This is a genomic window from Mucilaginibacter kameinonensis, from assembly GCF_003675385.1.
Taxonomy (GTDB): Bacteria; Bacteroidota; Bacteroidia; order Sphingobacteriales; family Sphingobacteriaceae; genus Mucilaginibacter; species Mucilaginibacter kameinonensis.
In genome coordinates, this window is sequence record NZ_RCWZ01000005.1 from 163,376 (window position 1) to 176,349 (window position 12,974).

The following is a 12,974-nucleotide window of genomic DNA, read 5'->3' on the forward strand; positions in this document are numbered from 1 at the left end:
TCATGGAGTCAGTTAAATCTACATATGAGCAATTACAGACAGAAAATGATGAACTTCGTTTTCTGTTAGAAGAAGCAAATGACACCATCGAGGCTATTCGTAGCGGCCAGGTTGATGCGCTTGTGGTTAAAGGCAATGAAGGTCATCAACTTTATACGCTAAAAACGGCTGATCAGACCTATCGTGTGTTTATTGAAAAAATGAACGAAGGGGCCGTCACCCTGAATCGCGAAGGAATTATATTATATAGTAATTCGCGTTTTGCGAGTATGGTTAATGAGCCACTTGAGAAAGTGATCGGTATCCATTTTGATGTTTTTATCGCGGAGGTTTCGGCCGGAAAATATAAGGAAGTAATAAAAGATGGTTGGAATAATGATTGTAAGGGCGAAATATTATTATCAAGTCTTGAAGGCAAGTTAACGCCTTGTTTGTTATCATGTACCACACTCGATCTTGACGAGGGAACAGCGTTAAGTTTGATCCTAACCGACCTGACAACTCAAAAAGAAACTGAGTGGGAACTGAAAATCAAGAATGATCAACTGGAAGAAGCCCAGAATATTGCCGAAAGGCTGAATAATGAGCTTGAGGATACAGTTAGAGAGCGCACCAGTGATTTATTGATCAGCAGGGAGCATTTTAAATTGCTTGCCAACAACATTCCTCAAATGACCTGGACAAACCTGCCCGGTGGGGAGGTTAATTTTTATAATCAGCGCTGGTTTGATTATACCGGGCTGAGGTATGGGGAAACCGCGGGTTGGGGTTGGCAGCAGATTGTGCACCCAGACGATCTGCAAAGAACACTGGACGTTTATCTCGACTCATTAAGGACCGGGAAGGTATTTGAGTTGGAAAACAGGTATCTGCGTTGGGATAAAACTTATCGCTGGCATCTTAACCGGGCCGTGCCTTTAAGAGATGATACAGGAGAAATCCTTTTTTGGGTTGGTACTGCTACCGATATTGAGGAGCAGAAAAAACAACTGGATCTGAAAGATGAATTTATCGGCGTCGCCAGTCACGAACTTAAAACACCCTTAACAAGTTTAAAAGGTTATTTACAGCTTATTTCGGTTTATAAAAGGGAGGAAGTACCTCCGATGATAAAACAATACGTTGAAAAGGCGAGCGGCGCGTTAAATAAGCTTCAGCGCCTTGTGAATGATTTACTTGATGTAAGTAAAATACATGCAGGCCGACTTGAATACGTCATGGCTGAAGTAAATCTTTGCGAGTTAATAAATCTAACCCTGGAAAACGCGGTTCACCTCTATCCCGAATTTGAGTTCATTAATTTATCCAAAAATGAATTTTTTATTGAAGGCAATGCCGGGCGCCTGGAACAGGTGTTGGTAAACCTGATCAATAATTCAGTAAAATACTCTACCGATAATAAAAAGATCATCATTAAGACAGAGCAAACTAACAACAAGGTACGCATCTCAGTAACCGACTTTGGCATAGGGATGTCTGCTGAACAAATAGATCATATTTTTGAACGCTTTTATCGTGTTGAGGATAAGAAATTTATGGCGAGCGGCCTCGGCATGGGCCTTTATATTTCGGCCGAGATCATTAATAATCATAAAGGGAGCATAGGTGTTGTAAGTGAGCTTGGAGAAGGTGCTACTTTTTATTTTGAACTGCCTTTACTTGAAAAGTAAGCTTCGGCTTGTGCCCGCTCAAAATTGCATTTGACATAAATACTTCTGTATATTGCCTGTAAAACCTAATAATTTATGTCTGCCGAAAACGGAAATATATCGATTGTAACGAAACCTGATGGAGTTACTACCATAAGCTTTTATCATCCAGCACAAAATTCATTGCCATCGGCACTGTTGAAGCAACTGGCTGATGCTGTGCATAGTGCAGGTAATGATCCGCAAACAAAGGTAATTGTATTAAAGAGTGATGGCGACCGTACTTTTTGCGCGGGCGCGAGCTTTGACGAGTTATTGCAGATCAAAGATAAGGAAACCGGCACTTTATTCTTTGAGGGTTTTTCTAACGTGATAAATGCCTGCCGCAAATGCGCTAAAATAGTCATTGCAAGGGTGCAAGGCAAGGCTGTTGGGGGCGGTGTTGGCCTGGCAGCAGCAGCAGATTATTGTTTAGCTGCCGAAGCGGCTTCAATAAAGTTAAGTGAGCTTACCATAGGCATTGGCCCTTTTGTAATAGCACCGGCGGTAATTCGTAAAATAGGTTTATCGGCATTTTCTCAACTTACTATTAAAGCAACTGATTTTCAAACAGCACAATGGGCCAGGCAAAATGGCTTATATCACGAGGTTCATGAAGATCTCCCAGCCCTCGATGTAGCAGTATCTGAACTTACGCAAAAACTTGCTTCCTATAATCCGGAAGCTCTTAGTAGTTTAAAACAGTTGCTTTGGGAAGGCACCGAAAATTGGGATGATTTACTTAAACAGCGGGCTGCTGTTAGCGGAGAGTTGGTGCTATCCGCATTTACACAGCAGGCTTTAAAAGCCTTTTTTAAAGATAGGACGAAGCAGTAAAATAGTGTTCTTAATACGTAATATTTGCCGTTATTTTCATATAATTTCACTGATACTTCTCATTTTTAATAGATTAGTTGTAATTTACAATTATACACCTATAACCAATTAGATAGTCGTTTTACCCTGGCATTAGCTTACTATTGAATTTGAATGAACTATCCGCTTAAAAACAAGGTTGTTTTTATTATAAGCCTGATTATCATGCTTGTTTTCAATTGGCTGCTAACAGGTTGGTTGTTAAACTTAGTGGTAAGTATAGTTGTTGCCGGCTTCGCCCTGATGCTGCTAAGCTATATTGAAAAAAAGAGGGTTGAAAGTGAAAATAAGATCATCCAGCTAAACAATGCCCTTACCGAAAGCATGCAGCAGCACGCCTCTGAGCTTGTTAATACCGTTGTTAAGCTTGAAGTAAGTGAAGAGAAATATCGTTCCCTTATTGAGCAGGCATCTGATGCTATTTATGTAATCGATTTTGAAGGACACTTCACCGAAGTAAATGCAAGTATGTGCCGGATGACGGGGTACAGTCGTGAAGAGCTGTTGCAGCTTAAGATTGAACAAATTATCGATCCTGAGAATTTAAAGGCAGAACCAGTAACGCTTGGCCCGGACGATTTGCACGTGGCCGTGATGCGGGAACGCAGGTTTATCAGGAAAAACAGGCAGGTTTTTGATGTAGAGATCAATGTAAAAAGATTTACAAAGGATAGCGTACTGGTTATGGCCCGTGATATTACTAACCGTAAAATTATGCAGGCCGGGCTTAAGGAAGCCGAACTTAAATTCCGCACCCTGGCCGAAAAATCAATGGTAGGGGTTTACATTGTACAAAAAGGGACCTTTACCTATGTTAACCCGCGGTTTGCCCAGGTTTTTGGCTATCAACCAGATGAGCTTATCGGTGTTTCATCAGTTGATGTTATCATTAGCGAACACCATAAAGATATGGTGCTGGAACATGTAAGGGCAAGACTGTCGGGTGAAGTAGAAAGCGTTAATTACGAGGTGATGGGCCGTTGTAAGGATGGCTCCAATAATTGGGTTGAGTTTTACGGAACAAGGGCGCGGATTGATGAAGAGCCAACAATCATTGGTTCGATGATAGATATTACCGAGCGGAAAAAGATTGAAGAAGAGTTAAGACAATCTGAACAGAAATATAAGTTGCTTTTTGACAGCAATCCTTTACCGATGTGGATGATTGCCAAAAACGATCTGTCGATCATAGCTGTAAACCATGCAGCAATAAAACATTACGGCTATACGGCTGATGAGTTTTTGAGCATGACCATCAAGGATGTGAGGCCTCCCGAACAATGGGATGCAATGTACAAGGGCTATTCGGAAACGGCGCCAAATTGGGGCAATACTATAACCACGTTGCATCGCAGAAAGGACGGATCGATGATCAATGTGCAGATCTTTGGGCAGGATATAGTTTATGAAGGACGTTTAGTGCGACTTTCAATTGCTAATGATATCACGGAAAAACTCCGGTCGGAAGAATTGCTTCAAAAATCAGAAGCAAACCTGCAGACCATTTTAAACACCACCGATACGGCATACGCCCTGTTTGATAAAGATTTTAAGGTGCAGGCTTTTAATCATAAAGCAGTTGGATTTGTGAAAAGCCAGTTTCATCACGATCCTCAAAATGGCGATAAGTTGTCCGATTTTTTCCCCAGAGAACGCTTTTCGCAAGTACTTGAATTTACCGGGCAGGTTTTAAACGGACAAAATGTAAGCTATGAGGTAGATTACCCGCAGGCTGACGGCTCAAAATGCTGGTTTTATGTGCGCCTTTTCCCGATAAAGGACAGCCAGGAGAATATATTAGGTTTGATGATGGCCCTTTATGACATCACAGAAAGAAAAAACATTGAAAATAACCTGCAGCTTGCCTACGAAAGGATCCATAATCATATTAATCGTATAAAAAATATGGCCTGGAAACAATCGCACTATATGCGGAGCCCGGTAGCTAATTTAAAAGGGCTTGCAGATCTATTAAAAGATAATCCCACCGATACGGAAACCCTTGATTACATGATAGCCGAACTCGAACGCCTTGACAATGTAATTATTGAAATGGCCAGTGATGCAGCCAGCCACGATTAAAAAAAATGCCTCCGGTTTGCGGAGGCTTTTTATGTTGCATTTGAAATTACCAATGCCTGTAATAAGAATGAACCCTATAATGCCTGTGATAATACTCGGGTGCACAGTAATAGCCTGAGCGGTAATATCTTGCCGGATAATAAGGGCGGTTATAGTATACATCCCGGCTGTAATAAACAGGTCGTCCATAATATCCATCTGTGTAAACTACCCTGTGGTACGGACGTCCAAAATGGGCACTTACATATACACTTTGTGCTTTCGCAAATTGGAATGAAAACACCATTGCTAAAGCTATTATTGAAAATCGGATAAATTTCATGGTTATAAATTTTAGTTAATACCTCAATCGCGATACATAGATATGACTGTTAGCGGGTAGGGAGGTTTAATAAAAATTTATATTTTTAAGGCATGTATTACTTTATCTTTTCTGCAATAGTTGTTTTTATCATAATCGGTTTGCTTTTTATCAAGTCATATTATAATAAATTACGACTGGCAAAAAAGAGGTTAGCGAAAGTTCAGGGTAAGTGGGGAAAGCCTGTGAATGCCCGCCGTAACTTTGACCTGATCAGGATCTATTCAGACGCCACTGTTAGTAAGGACAAGCTCTCAGTCCAAACAGCTAACGATTTGGACTTCAATAGTGTTTTTAATTATGTCGACCGCACAAACAGTAAACCAGGTAAACAATACTTCTATAATTTGCTGCATCATCCAACAACCGATATTGATGCCTTGCATGAACTTGATAACAGTGTCGAGGATCTCAATTTAGACATACCGGGCAGAGAAAAGCTGGAAGTTGAGTTGTCAAAACTTAGTAGTCCGGATGCTTACTTTATAGCCGATCTTTTTCTGAAAGAACATAAGCCTGTATTTGCCCCGGTGATGAATTTTTACATCAGGGTGTCTCCCTTCCTGATCATCGCTGCTTTAATATCACTGGCAGTAATCCCCAATATTTTCAGCTTTATCTTTTTAGTGTTGTTGTTTGCTTACAATATCGCCATCCACTTTACCAGTCAAAAAACAATTTCTGCATATACCAGATCATTGCCCCAAACGCTGATCATGTATAAAGTTGCGGTGACGCTGGTAAAAAGCGGAAAGTTTGGCCAGGTTCCGGGGGTAAAACAATCGCTTACCAACTTAACCGGTTTAAAACGGGCGCTTAAATTTGTGAATATAGAAAGTAGCTTCGCTGGTGAGTCAAGTGATATTGGGTATGCAGCTTTTCAGCTATTTAAATTGCTTTTTATAATTGAGCCCAATACTTACAATTCATCATTAAAACATATCAGTAAATACCACGACGATATTAAAGAAGTATATAAGTTTATTGGTTGGGCTGATACGCTGATAGCCATTCAATCAATACGAGATGGCTTGCCGGTATACGCTAAACCGGAGTTTACGGTTGCTGATGGTAAAATTGAAATTACGGAACTTTTTCATCCGCTGGTAGAAAACTGTGTGGCCAATTCCCTTTATACAACGGATGCAGATAGGGGAGCGTTGATCACCGGGTCAAATATGTCGGGTAAAACTACTTTTATTAAAGCGCTGGCATTAAATACACTACTGTCACAAACGATATTTACCAGTTGTGCAAAGGTGTACAAAGCACCTGTACTAAAAATACAAACCAGTATTAAAACCGGCGATAATATCGACGAGCAAAAAAGTTATTTCCAGGCGGAAGCTTCGGCAATTTTAAATATTATCGATAACAGTTCGCAAAAGGAAGAAATAAAAAGCCTGGTTATTATCGATGAAATTTTCAGAGGTACCAATACCATTGAGCGTATAGCTGCCGCAAAATCGGTACTGTCATATATCACCGCTAAGCAGAATTTCGTGTTTGTATCTACCCATGATCTTGAACTGGCCGAACTGCTCGACGAAGATTTTATAGTATATTCGTTCACCGACTCAAAAGATGGGCGTGTGCTTGTGTTTGACTATCTTCTGAAGCGTGGCCTGCTTAAAAGCACCAATGGTATCGCCATACTTAAGTCAATGGGATACCCTGAAACTGTTATTGATGAAGCCAATATCATAAGCGAGCGAATGATGAATAAGTACCTGGTGTAAATTTCATCGAGGCTTGTTTTCTAAATAGAAGACTGCTTATTCGTATAAACTCAGCCTGTTTTTTAGGTACCTCATATCCTGCTGTAATTTTTCAACCCGGTCAAGCAGGTGGGAGATAGCCTCGATGCCGGCTATATTGATATCCAGCTCATGCAGGGTTATCAATTTTTCCAGCTTTTGCAATTCGGTTTGAGGGATGAAGGTTGTTTCGTTAATGATAGTAACCTCAACCAATCCTGCTTCATGTAATGAAGTAATAAAAGTGTATTCAACATTATGATATACACAAAAATCGTTTGCTGCTATTAATTCTGCTGTTTTCATAATGCTCTTAATTTAGGCTGAAGATTTAGCTAATTCTTCAAATAATTGTTTTTGCTTTTCGGTAAGATTGGTTGGGGTTTGGATATCATAAGTAAGGTAAAGATCGCCAAACTCGTTATCCTTTTTATATATGGGCATACCTTTGCCCTTCAATTTTACCCTGGTGCCGTTTTGCGTTTCAGGCTTTACTTTAATTTTTACCTTACCCGTCAAAGTTTCTGCGGTTACTTCTCCTCCTAATACAGCGGTGTACAGGTCAAGCTTTTGTACAGTGTATAAATTATTGCCATCGCGTTTAAAATCCGGATCGGGAGCAACATTAAACTGAATATAAAGATCGCCCGCAGGCCCGCCGTTTACGCCAGGGGAGCCATGGCCGGCTATTTTGATCGTTTGCCCGTTTTCTACTCCGGCAGGTATGGTTATGCGGATATTTTTGCCATTAACAGTAAGCGTTTGTTTGTGCGTTTCAATAACATCACGAAGATCTAAGTTTAAAGAAGCGTTATAATCCTGTCCGCGGTATTTTGCCTGTCTGCTGCCGCCACGCGATCCGCCTGCACCGCCAAACATCGATTGAAAGAAGTCCGAAAAATCCTCGCTTCCAAATCCTTCAGCACTTCCAAAACCTTCCGCTCCGCCGAAACCACTATAACCACTATAACCACCGCCCTGCGCACCGGCTTGCTGACGGGCCTGTTGTTCATAGGCTTCGCCATGCTGCCAGTTCTCGCCATATTTATCGTATTTCTTTCGCTTTTCCGGGTCGCTTAATACTTCGTTGGCCTCGTTTAACTGCTGGAATTTTTTGTTGGCCTCTTCATCATTCGGATTTAGATCGGGGTGATACTTGCGGGCCAGTTTACGGTAAGCATTTTTTATATCTTTTTCAGACGCGTTTTTATCAAGCTCTAATACTTTGTAATAATCTATAAAAGCCATAGCGGAGTATAATATAAACAGATGTGTTATTAACTACTAAATATACAGCTTGGTTTTAAAACCATGGCTTTTTTAATGTCATTTGATGATTATGTAGCCGGTGTTTACGAATAAATTAAGGATAATTAATTTCCACCAGTGTGCATCGCTTAATTAATACTTAAAGTACAGTATTGGATTATAAGAAATCTACCTGAAAATGGGTAGGTTTTATTTATATGCTTAATTTTTTTTGCATCTTTACTCAGCATCCGCCTTTTAATTTATTAGCTGATATAACGTATATAACTGATGTTACAAGCGCGGTTGCCCGAAAATGAGGAGGCCAGGTTGCAGGACCTGTACCGTACCGGATTACTTGATTCGCCACAGGAAGATGAGTTTAATGACATTGTTAAATTCGCATCCGTCCTGTGTGATATGCCAATTTCCCTTATAAGTCTTGTTGACTCCGACCGGCAGTGGTTTAAAGCCCGCATTGGTTTGGAAGCGCCGCAAACAGATCGGGAGATCTCCTTTTGCAGTCACGCCATATTACAGGATCAGCTTTTTGAAATTCCAGATACTTTACAGGATAACAGATTTTTTGACAACCCCTTGGTTACAGATTTTCCGGCTATAAGGTACTACGCAGGAATGCCACTGGTAACCGTAAGCGGCAACAGGTTGGGGACGCTTTGTGTAATTGACAATGAGCCACGTGTATTGACTGACGTTCAGAAATTTGGCCTTAAAGTGCTGGCGGATAATGTTATCAAAATAGCAGAGCTTCGGATCAAGAATAAGCGGTTACATTATTTGTCGGAAACTCAAAAAACTGTTATTTCCATTTTAGCACATGATGTGCGTAATCCCCTGGCTTCTATTAAATCTATAATCGGGTTTAAGCAGTCTGATATTATTGATACCGAAGATGCGACTGAAATGATCGAGATGGTATCAGACCAGCTGGATAACACCATTGGTATGGTTGATAACGTGGTGCGCTGGGGGGAGCTGCAAATGAAGTTTGCTCGCTTTAATTATACTGACTTTAACCTTTATCAACTTGTAGAAAGCGTTTTTGCCTTGGAATCATTAAACGCTTATGCCAAGAATAATACATTGGTGAATAATGTTTTTATAGATACATTGGTAAATTCAGATATGCAGGCTATTGAATTTGTTTTGCGGAACCTGGTAAGCAACGCTAATAAATATACTCAAGATGGTTCCATCACGGTGAACATGACCTACGTTGACAAGCACATGGTAATTGAGGTAACAGATACCGGTATTGGTATGAATGCCGAAAAAGTCGGAAAGCTTTTGAGCGCCGCGAAGGAAGATCATAATTCAACCCTTGGTACCAACAACGAGAAGGGTAATGGCTTAGGTTTATTACTGGTAAGGGAATTTATAGACAGGTTGAATGGCACTGTAACGGTAAAAAGCGAATTGGGGATAGGTACAAGCTTTAAAATTATGATTTAAACTCTTTAATTTAAACTAGCAAGTACTACCTTTAGCGTCCTTAATTTTTATAATATGCCCGTTATTACCCAGGCTACCCTTGTTGATGTGCCCGAGCTAAATGTTTTGGTGAACAGTGCTTACCGCGGCGAAAGTTCGAAACAGGGATGGACAACTGAAGCAGATTTGATTGGTGGCCTCCGCATTGATGAGGAAACGCTTAGCCAATATATGCAGGATGAAAAAATAATCATCCTGAAACATACCGACGAAGACGGATACATAACTGGTACCGTATATCTTGAGGTAAGGCATCCCAAATTGTACGTTGGTATGTTTAGTGTGTCGCCTCTATTGCAAAATAAAGGTGTAGGCCGTGCCCTGATTGAAGAAGCCGAGATTTACGCGCGGAAATATAATTGCGATACTTTAACCATGACCGTGATCAGCACCCGTTTTGAACTGATAAGCTGGTATGAGCGCCGCGGCTATAAACCAACCGGCGAAATTCAGCCTTTTCATGCACATGGCCGCTTTGGTGACGCCAAACAGCATATTGAGCTGATTGTGATGGAGAAGCGTATTTGAGTAGGTCGGGAAGTCCGGAAGTCGGATGTCCGAAAGATGACAACGCCTCATAAATTGCTACATACGCAATATTAACTTCCGGACTTGCCGACGTTCGGACTTCCTGACTCTAAAACAAATTCCAGCACCTCGCTAATCTTATCAGCCTGCCTGAAGTTTTCGTGGGTTAAAACGGTTTCTACATGTTCATGCGCCCATGTGGTATGAAACGGCACGTGCACCGCATGCCCGCCTATATTGATCACGGGCATTACGTCAGATTTCAGGGAGTTGCCAATCATCATAAACTCTTCGGGATTAATATCAAGGTGCTTGATCAGCTTAATGTAGTCATCCTCTTTCTTGTCGCTCATGATCTCGATATGGTGAAAGTAGTGCGCCAGGCCCGATTTTTTGAGTTTGCGCTCCTGGTCAAGCAGATCGCCTTTGGTGGCAACAACCAGCCGATAATGGTCTTTTAAAGAAGATAGCACGTGCTCAACATCATTTAGTATCTCTATCGGCTGATTAAGCATATCCTTACCATACTGCAAAATGGTTTCAACCACTTCAACACTGATTTTTTTTTCAGAGATACTCAGCGCTGCTTCTATCATGCTGAGGATGTAGCCTTTTATCCCATAGCCGTAAAGCGACAGGTTATCCACCTCCACCTTAAATAGCTCCTTGGAAATGGTATGCTGGGGCGAAAAGTTTTCGAGCAGGCTGCAAAATCTTTCCTCCGTAGCTTGAAAGTAAGGTTCATTTACCCAAAGGGTATCATCGGCATCAAAGGCAATTACTTTTAGGTTCATTTGAAGTATGTTATTTACCTGATGCAATTATAGCACATCATGTTCATTTTAACGGCATAAAGCCTGCATTAGCAGTAATAAAAATTTAACATTTATTAACTATCGAATTGAATTTAAGCGATTTGAAAATAAAGTAAATTTGTATGCAACCTTATTCCAAAAGCTACGTCTCATAACTTAAATGGTCAAATTAATATTCGTTTAAATGGAAGAGATACTGCCACCCTTAAAAGAATTTATAGTTGATTATTGCAACAGGTATAAGATTCGCAAGGTTGACCCGCACAGCCTTAGTCTTGATACCAGTATCGACCTTGATCTGGATATTTTTGATATTGAAATAGATCTTTTCCTTGCCGATTTTACCGAACAGTTTAATGTAGATCAATCTAAATTCAGCTGGTATAAATACGGCTATCCTAAAGGCTCAACCCGGGTAAAAGTTATTAAGCTGATGTTTGGCGACAAAACCACCTGGGCTAAACAATTGGCCCAATATTGTTATACGCCAAAGTTTAAGGTACGTAACCTGCAGGATGCCGTTAAAACGGGCAAGTTGGTTTAATAGGCTAAATGAGGTTATAAATCAGCCACTCCGGTATGTTTTCGCTTGATAAAATTCCTGATGTCAAGCACTATGCCTGCAAAAAAGTAAAATACCAGCGGGAAACCGACAGCCAAAAATGAAGAGTATATAAAGAAAAGCCTGATCTTGGATATCGAAATATTAAAGCGTTCGCCAAGATAGGTGCATACACCAAAAGAGTACCGTTCAAAAAAAGTAAGTATTCGCTGTAGCATGGTGTCAGGCCAGTTTTAGTATCTTATTACCAACGCTGCATTGCAGGCATTTCTTATAGTTGCAGTAACTATTTTTTAACTCAAGTAATGCTTGTGATTCAAACGCAGTATCTATTTTCACTCCTAAGTTAACAAAATCAGTGATAATATTGTTTTTTTCGGCAGGTAAATTTTCTAATAATTTAAGACTACGGCTAATATAATATTGCTGCTGGTGCTGTTTACCGTAACTGAACAGAAACAAAGCCACCGTGTTGAGCAATAAAATATCAACAGAGCCATCGCCCATATTTTTTGATGAAGGCTTGGATTGCACATCAAACCGATAGTGATCTTCCCAATAATCGTTTACTTTGATCTCGGTAAATAAACCGCGCAAAGCTTTAACTTCTTTAATTTCCAATATTTTGGAGAGCAGATGGTTCGATTTGACAATTAAGGCCGCAAATTGCGCCAGCCTGATGGTTGGAAAATTTTGAGGCCTCAAGCGCATAAATTTCCACAGATGGTTCTCTATCGGTTTAAGATGATATTTTTTGCGGAGATATTCATATTCCTTTTGAAGTTTCAAGGGATATTCATCTTTAAATTCCCCTTCCAAAAAACCAGCCTGACCAAATATCAGCGCCTCTATTTGCATAGCATTGTTTTTGTTTTTGGCGAGGGTAAGCTGAGGGAGTGATTTTGCCATCAATTCAAACGGTAGCGCGTTAACTTTAAAGCCGAAGTTTGCAGCCATAAACTGGTAAAAAGTTTCTTCCCAGTCGCCCTTATTTATTAATAAGGCATTAGCAACGTTAGCAGATCGTTTTTCCATTCGCTCAACCAATACACGGGTAAGCCAGTTTTGCATGGTGATGCCATCAACTGTAGCAATGCCGGCTTCGCAGGGTATGAAGGTTTGATTGCCGAAAACAAGTTTGTGGTATTTGTTATAAAGCTCCTCACTGATGCGACTTTGCAACTCAAGCGTTGGCACTTTGCGCCCGTTTGGTAAAAACAGCGGCACATCGTTGCGATACACCACATGCAATATGACGTTTTCATAAGCTCCATCATTAGTATGACCGTGCTTTTGCCAGTCCGATGCGGAGAGGTGCACTTCAACGTTACCGGCCCAAACTGTTTCGCCAATACGAATTCTTGCATTATGAAAATCGGGCCCCGAATCGGAATTATGCAATCCGGCAGAGAAAATCTCTAATTCCTCATCATCTGTAGTCTTTAGGTCATCGCGTTCAAAAAGCCTGAACTTCCAGATGTAATGCAAAAAATCCTCGGTGAACAGCATACTGTTGTGAATGACAGGGTTAGATTATTATGATTT

The 12,974-nt window shown here is 40.6% G+C and carries 13 protein-coding genes; 7 read left to right on the forward strand and 6 right to left on the reverse strand.

What is annotated here, in order from left to right; translation table 11 throughout:
• Nucleotides 1-2 precede the first annotated feature (2 nt).
• The 3 genes from EAH55_RS23805 (at nt 3) to EAH55_RS23815 (ending at nt 4,646) form a co-directional block, all read left to right on the forward strand.
• Nucleotides 3-1,670 carry a PAS domain-containing sensor histidine kinase gene (locus tag EAH55_RS23805; RefSeq protein ID WP_121811865.1) on the forward strand — a complete coding sequence of 556 codons (1,668 nt, stop codon included), beginning with the start codon at nt 3-5 and terminating at the stop codon, nt 1,668-1,670.
• A 75-nt stretch (nt 1,671-1,745) separates the two neighbouring features.
• On the forward strand, nt 1,746-2,525 hold the full coding sequence (locus EAH55_RS23810; RefSeq protein WP_121811866.1) for an enoyl-CoA hydratase/isomerase family protein: 780 nt from the start codon (nt 1,746-1,748) through the stop codon (nt 2,523-2,525).
• Between the two features lie 204 nt (nt 2,526-2,729).
• Nucleotides 2,730-4,646, forward strand: a complete 1,917-nt coding sequence (locus EAH55_RS23815; protein ID WP_162997012.1) for a PAS domain-containing protein — start codon at nt 2,730-2,732, stop codon at nt 4,644-4,646.
• Nucleotides 4,647-4,692: 46 nt separating this feature from the next.
• On the opposite strand, the gene EAH55_RS31040 is transcribed toward EAH55_RS23815, so the two are convergent.
• Nucleotides 4,693-4,968 carry a hypothetical protein gene (locus EAH55_RS31040; protein WP_162997013.1) on the reverse strand — a complete coding sequence of 92 codons (276 nt, stop codon included), beginning with the start codon at nt 4,966-4,968 and terminating at the stop codon, nt 4,693-4,695.
• Between the two features lie 92 nt (nt 4,969-5,060).
• Between EAH55_RS31040 and EAH55_RS23820 the strand changes: the two genes are divergently transcribed.
• Nucleotides 5,061-6,746 (forward strand): MutS-related protein, encoded by a 1,686-nt coding sequence (locus EAH55_RS23820; RefSeq protein WP_121811868.1) that lies wholly within the window; start codon nt 5,061-5,063, stop codon nt 6,744-6,746.
• Nucleotides 6,747-6,782: 36 nt separating this feature from the next.
• On the opposite strand, the gene EAH55_RS23825 is transcribed toward EAH55_RS23820, so the two are convergent.
• Both EAH55_RS23825 and EAH55_RS23830 read right to left on the reverse strand, forming a co-directional pair.
• The gene (locus EAH55_RS23825) at nt 6,783-7,070 is read right to left on the reverse strand and encodes a chaperone modulator CbpM (RefSeq protein WP_112575481.1); all 288 of its coding nucleotides are present in this window, start codon (nt 7,068-7,070) and stop codon (nt 6,783-6,785) included.
• 12 nt (nt 7,071-7,082) lie between these two features.
• A complete protein-coding gene (locus EAH55_RS23830; RefSeq protein WP_121811869.1) occupies nt 7,083-8,012 on the reverse strand; it encodes a DnaJ C-terminal domain-containing protein in 930 nt (309 codons plus the stop codon).
• Between the two features lie 291 nt (nt 8,013-8,303).
• Between EAH55_RS23830 and EAH55_RS23835 the strand changes: the two genes are divergently transcribed.
• Nucleotides 8,304-9,485 carry a GAF domain-containing sensor histidine kinase gene (locus tag EAH55_RS23835; RefSeq protein ID WP_121811870.1) on the forward strand — a complete coding sequence of 394 codons (1,182 nt, stop codon included), beginning with the start codon at nt 8,304-8,306 and terminating at the stop codon, nt 9,483-9,485.
• 54 nt (nt 9,486-9,539) lie between these two features.
• A complete protein-coding gene (locus EAH55_RS23840; RefSeq protein WP_121811871.1) occupies nt 9,540-10,052 on the forward strand; it encodes a GNAT family N-acetyltransferase in 513 nt (170 codons plus the stop codon).
• 71 nt (nt 10,053-10,123) lie between these two features.
• Here EAH55_RS23840 and EAH55_RS23845 read toward each other — a convergent pair whose 3' ends face one another.
• Nucleotides 10,124-10,846, reverse strand: coding sequence for an HAD family hydrolase (locus EAH55_RS23845; protein WP_121811872.1), 723 nt, complete (start codon nt 10,844-10,846; stop codon nt 10,124-10,126).
• 205 nt (nt 10,847-11,051) lie between these two features.
• On the opposite strand from EAH55_RS23845, the gene EAH55_RS23850 reads away from it, so the two are divergent.
• Nucleotides 11,052-11,411, forward strand: coding sequence for a DUF1493 family protein (locus EAH55_RS23850; RefSeq protein ID WP_114937900.1), 360 nt, complete (start codon nt 11,052-11,054; stop codon nt 11,409-11,411).
• 14 nt (nt 11,412-11,425) lie between these two features.
• Here EAH55_RS23850 and EAH55_RS23855 read toward each other — a convergent pair whose 3' ends face one another.
• Both EAH55_RS23855 and EAH55_RS23860 read right to left on the reverse strand, forming a co-directional pair.
• Nucleotides 11,426-11,647, reverse strand: coding sequence for a PspC domain-containing protein (locus tag EAH55_RS23855; RefSeq protein WP_112575488.1), 222 nt, complete (start codon nt 11,645-11,647; stop codon nt 11,426-11,428).
• A gap of 4 nt (nt 11,648-11,651) precedes the next feature.
• A complete protein-coding gene (locus tag EAH55_RS23860; RefSeq protein WP_121811873.1) occupies nt 11,652-12,938 on the reverse strand; it encodes a DUF2851 family protein in 1,287 nt (428 codons plus the stop codon).
• Between the last annotated feature and the right edge of the window lie 36 nt (nt 12,939-12,974).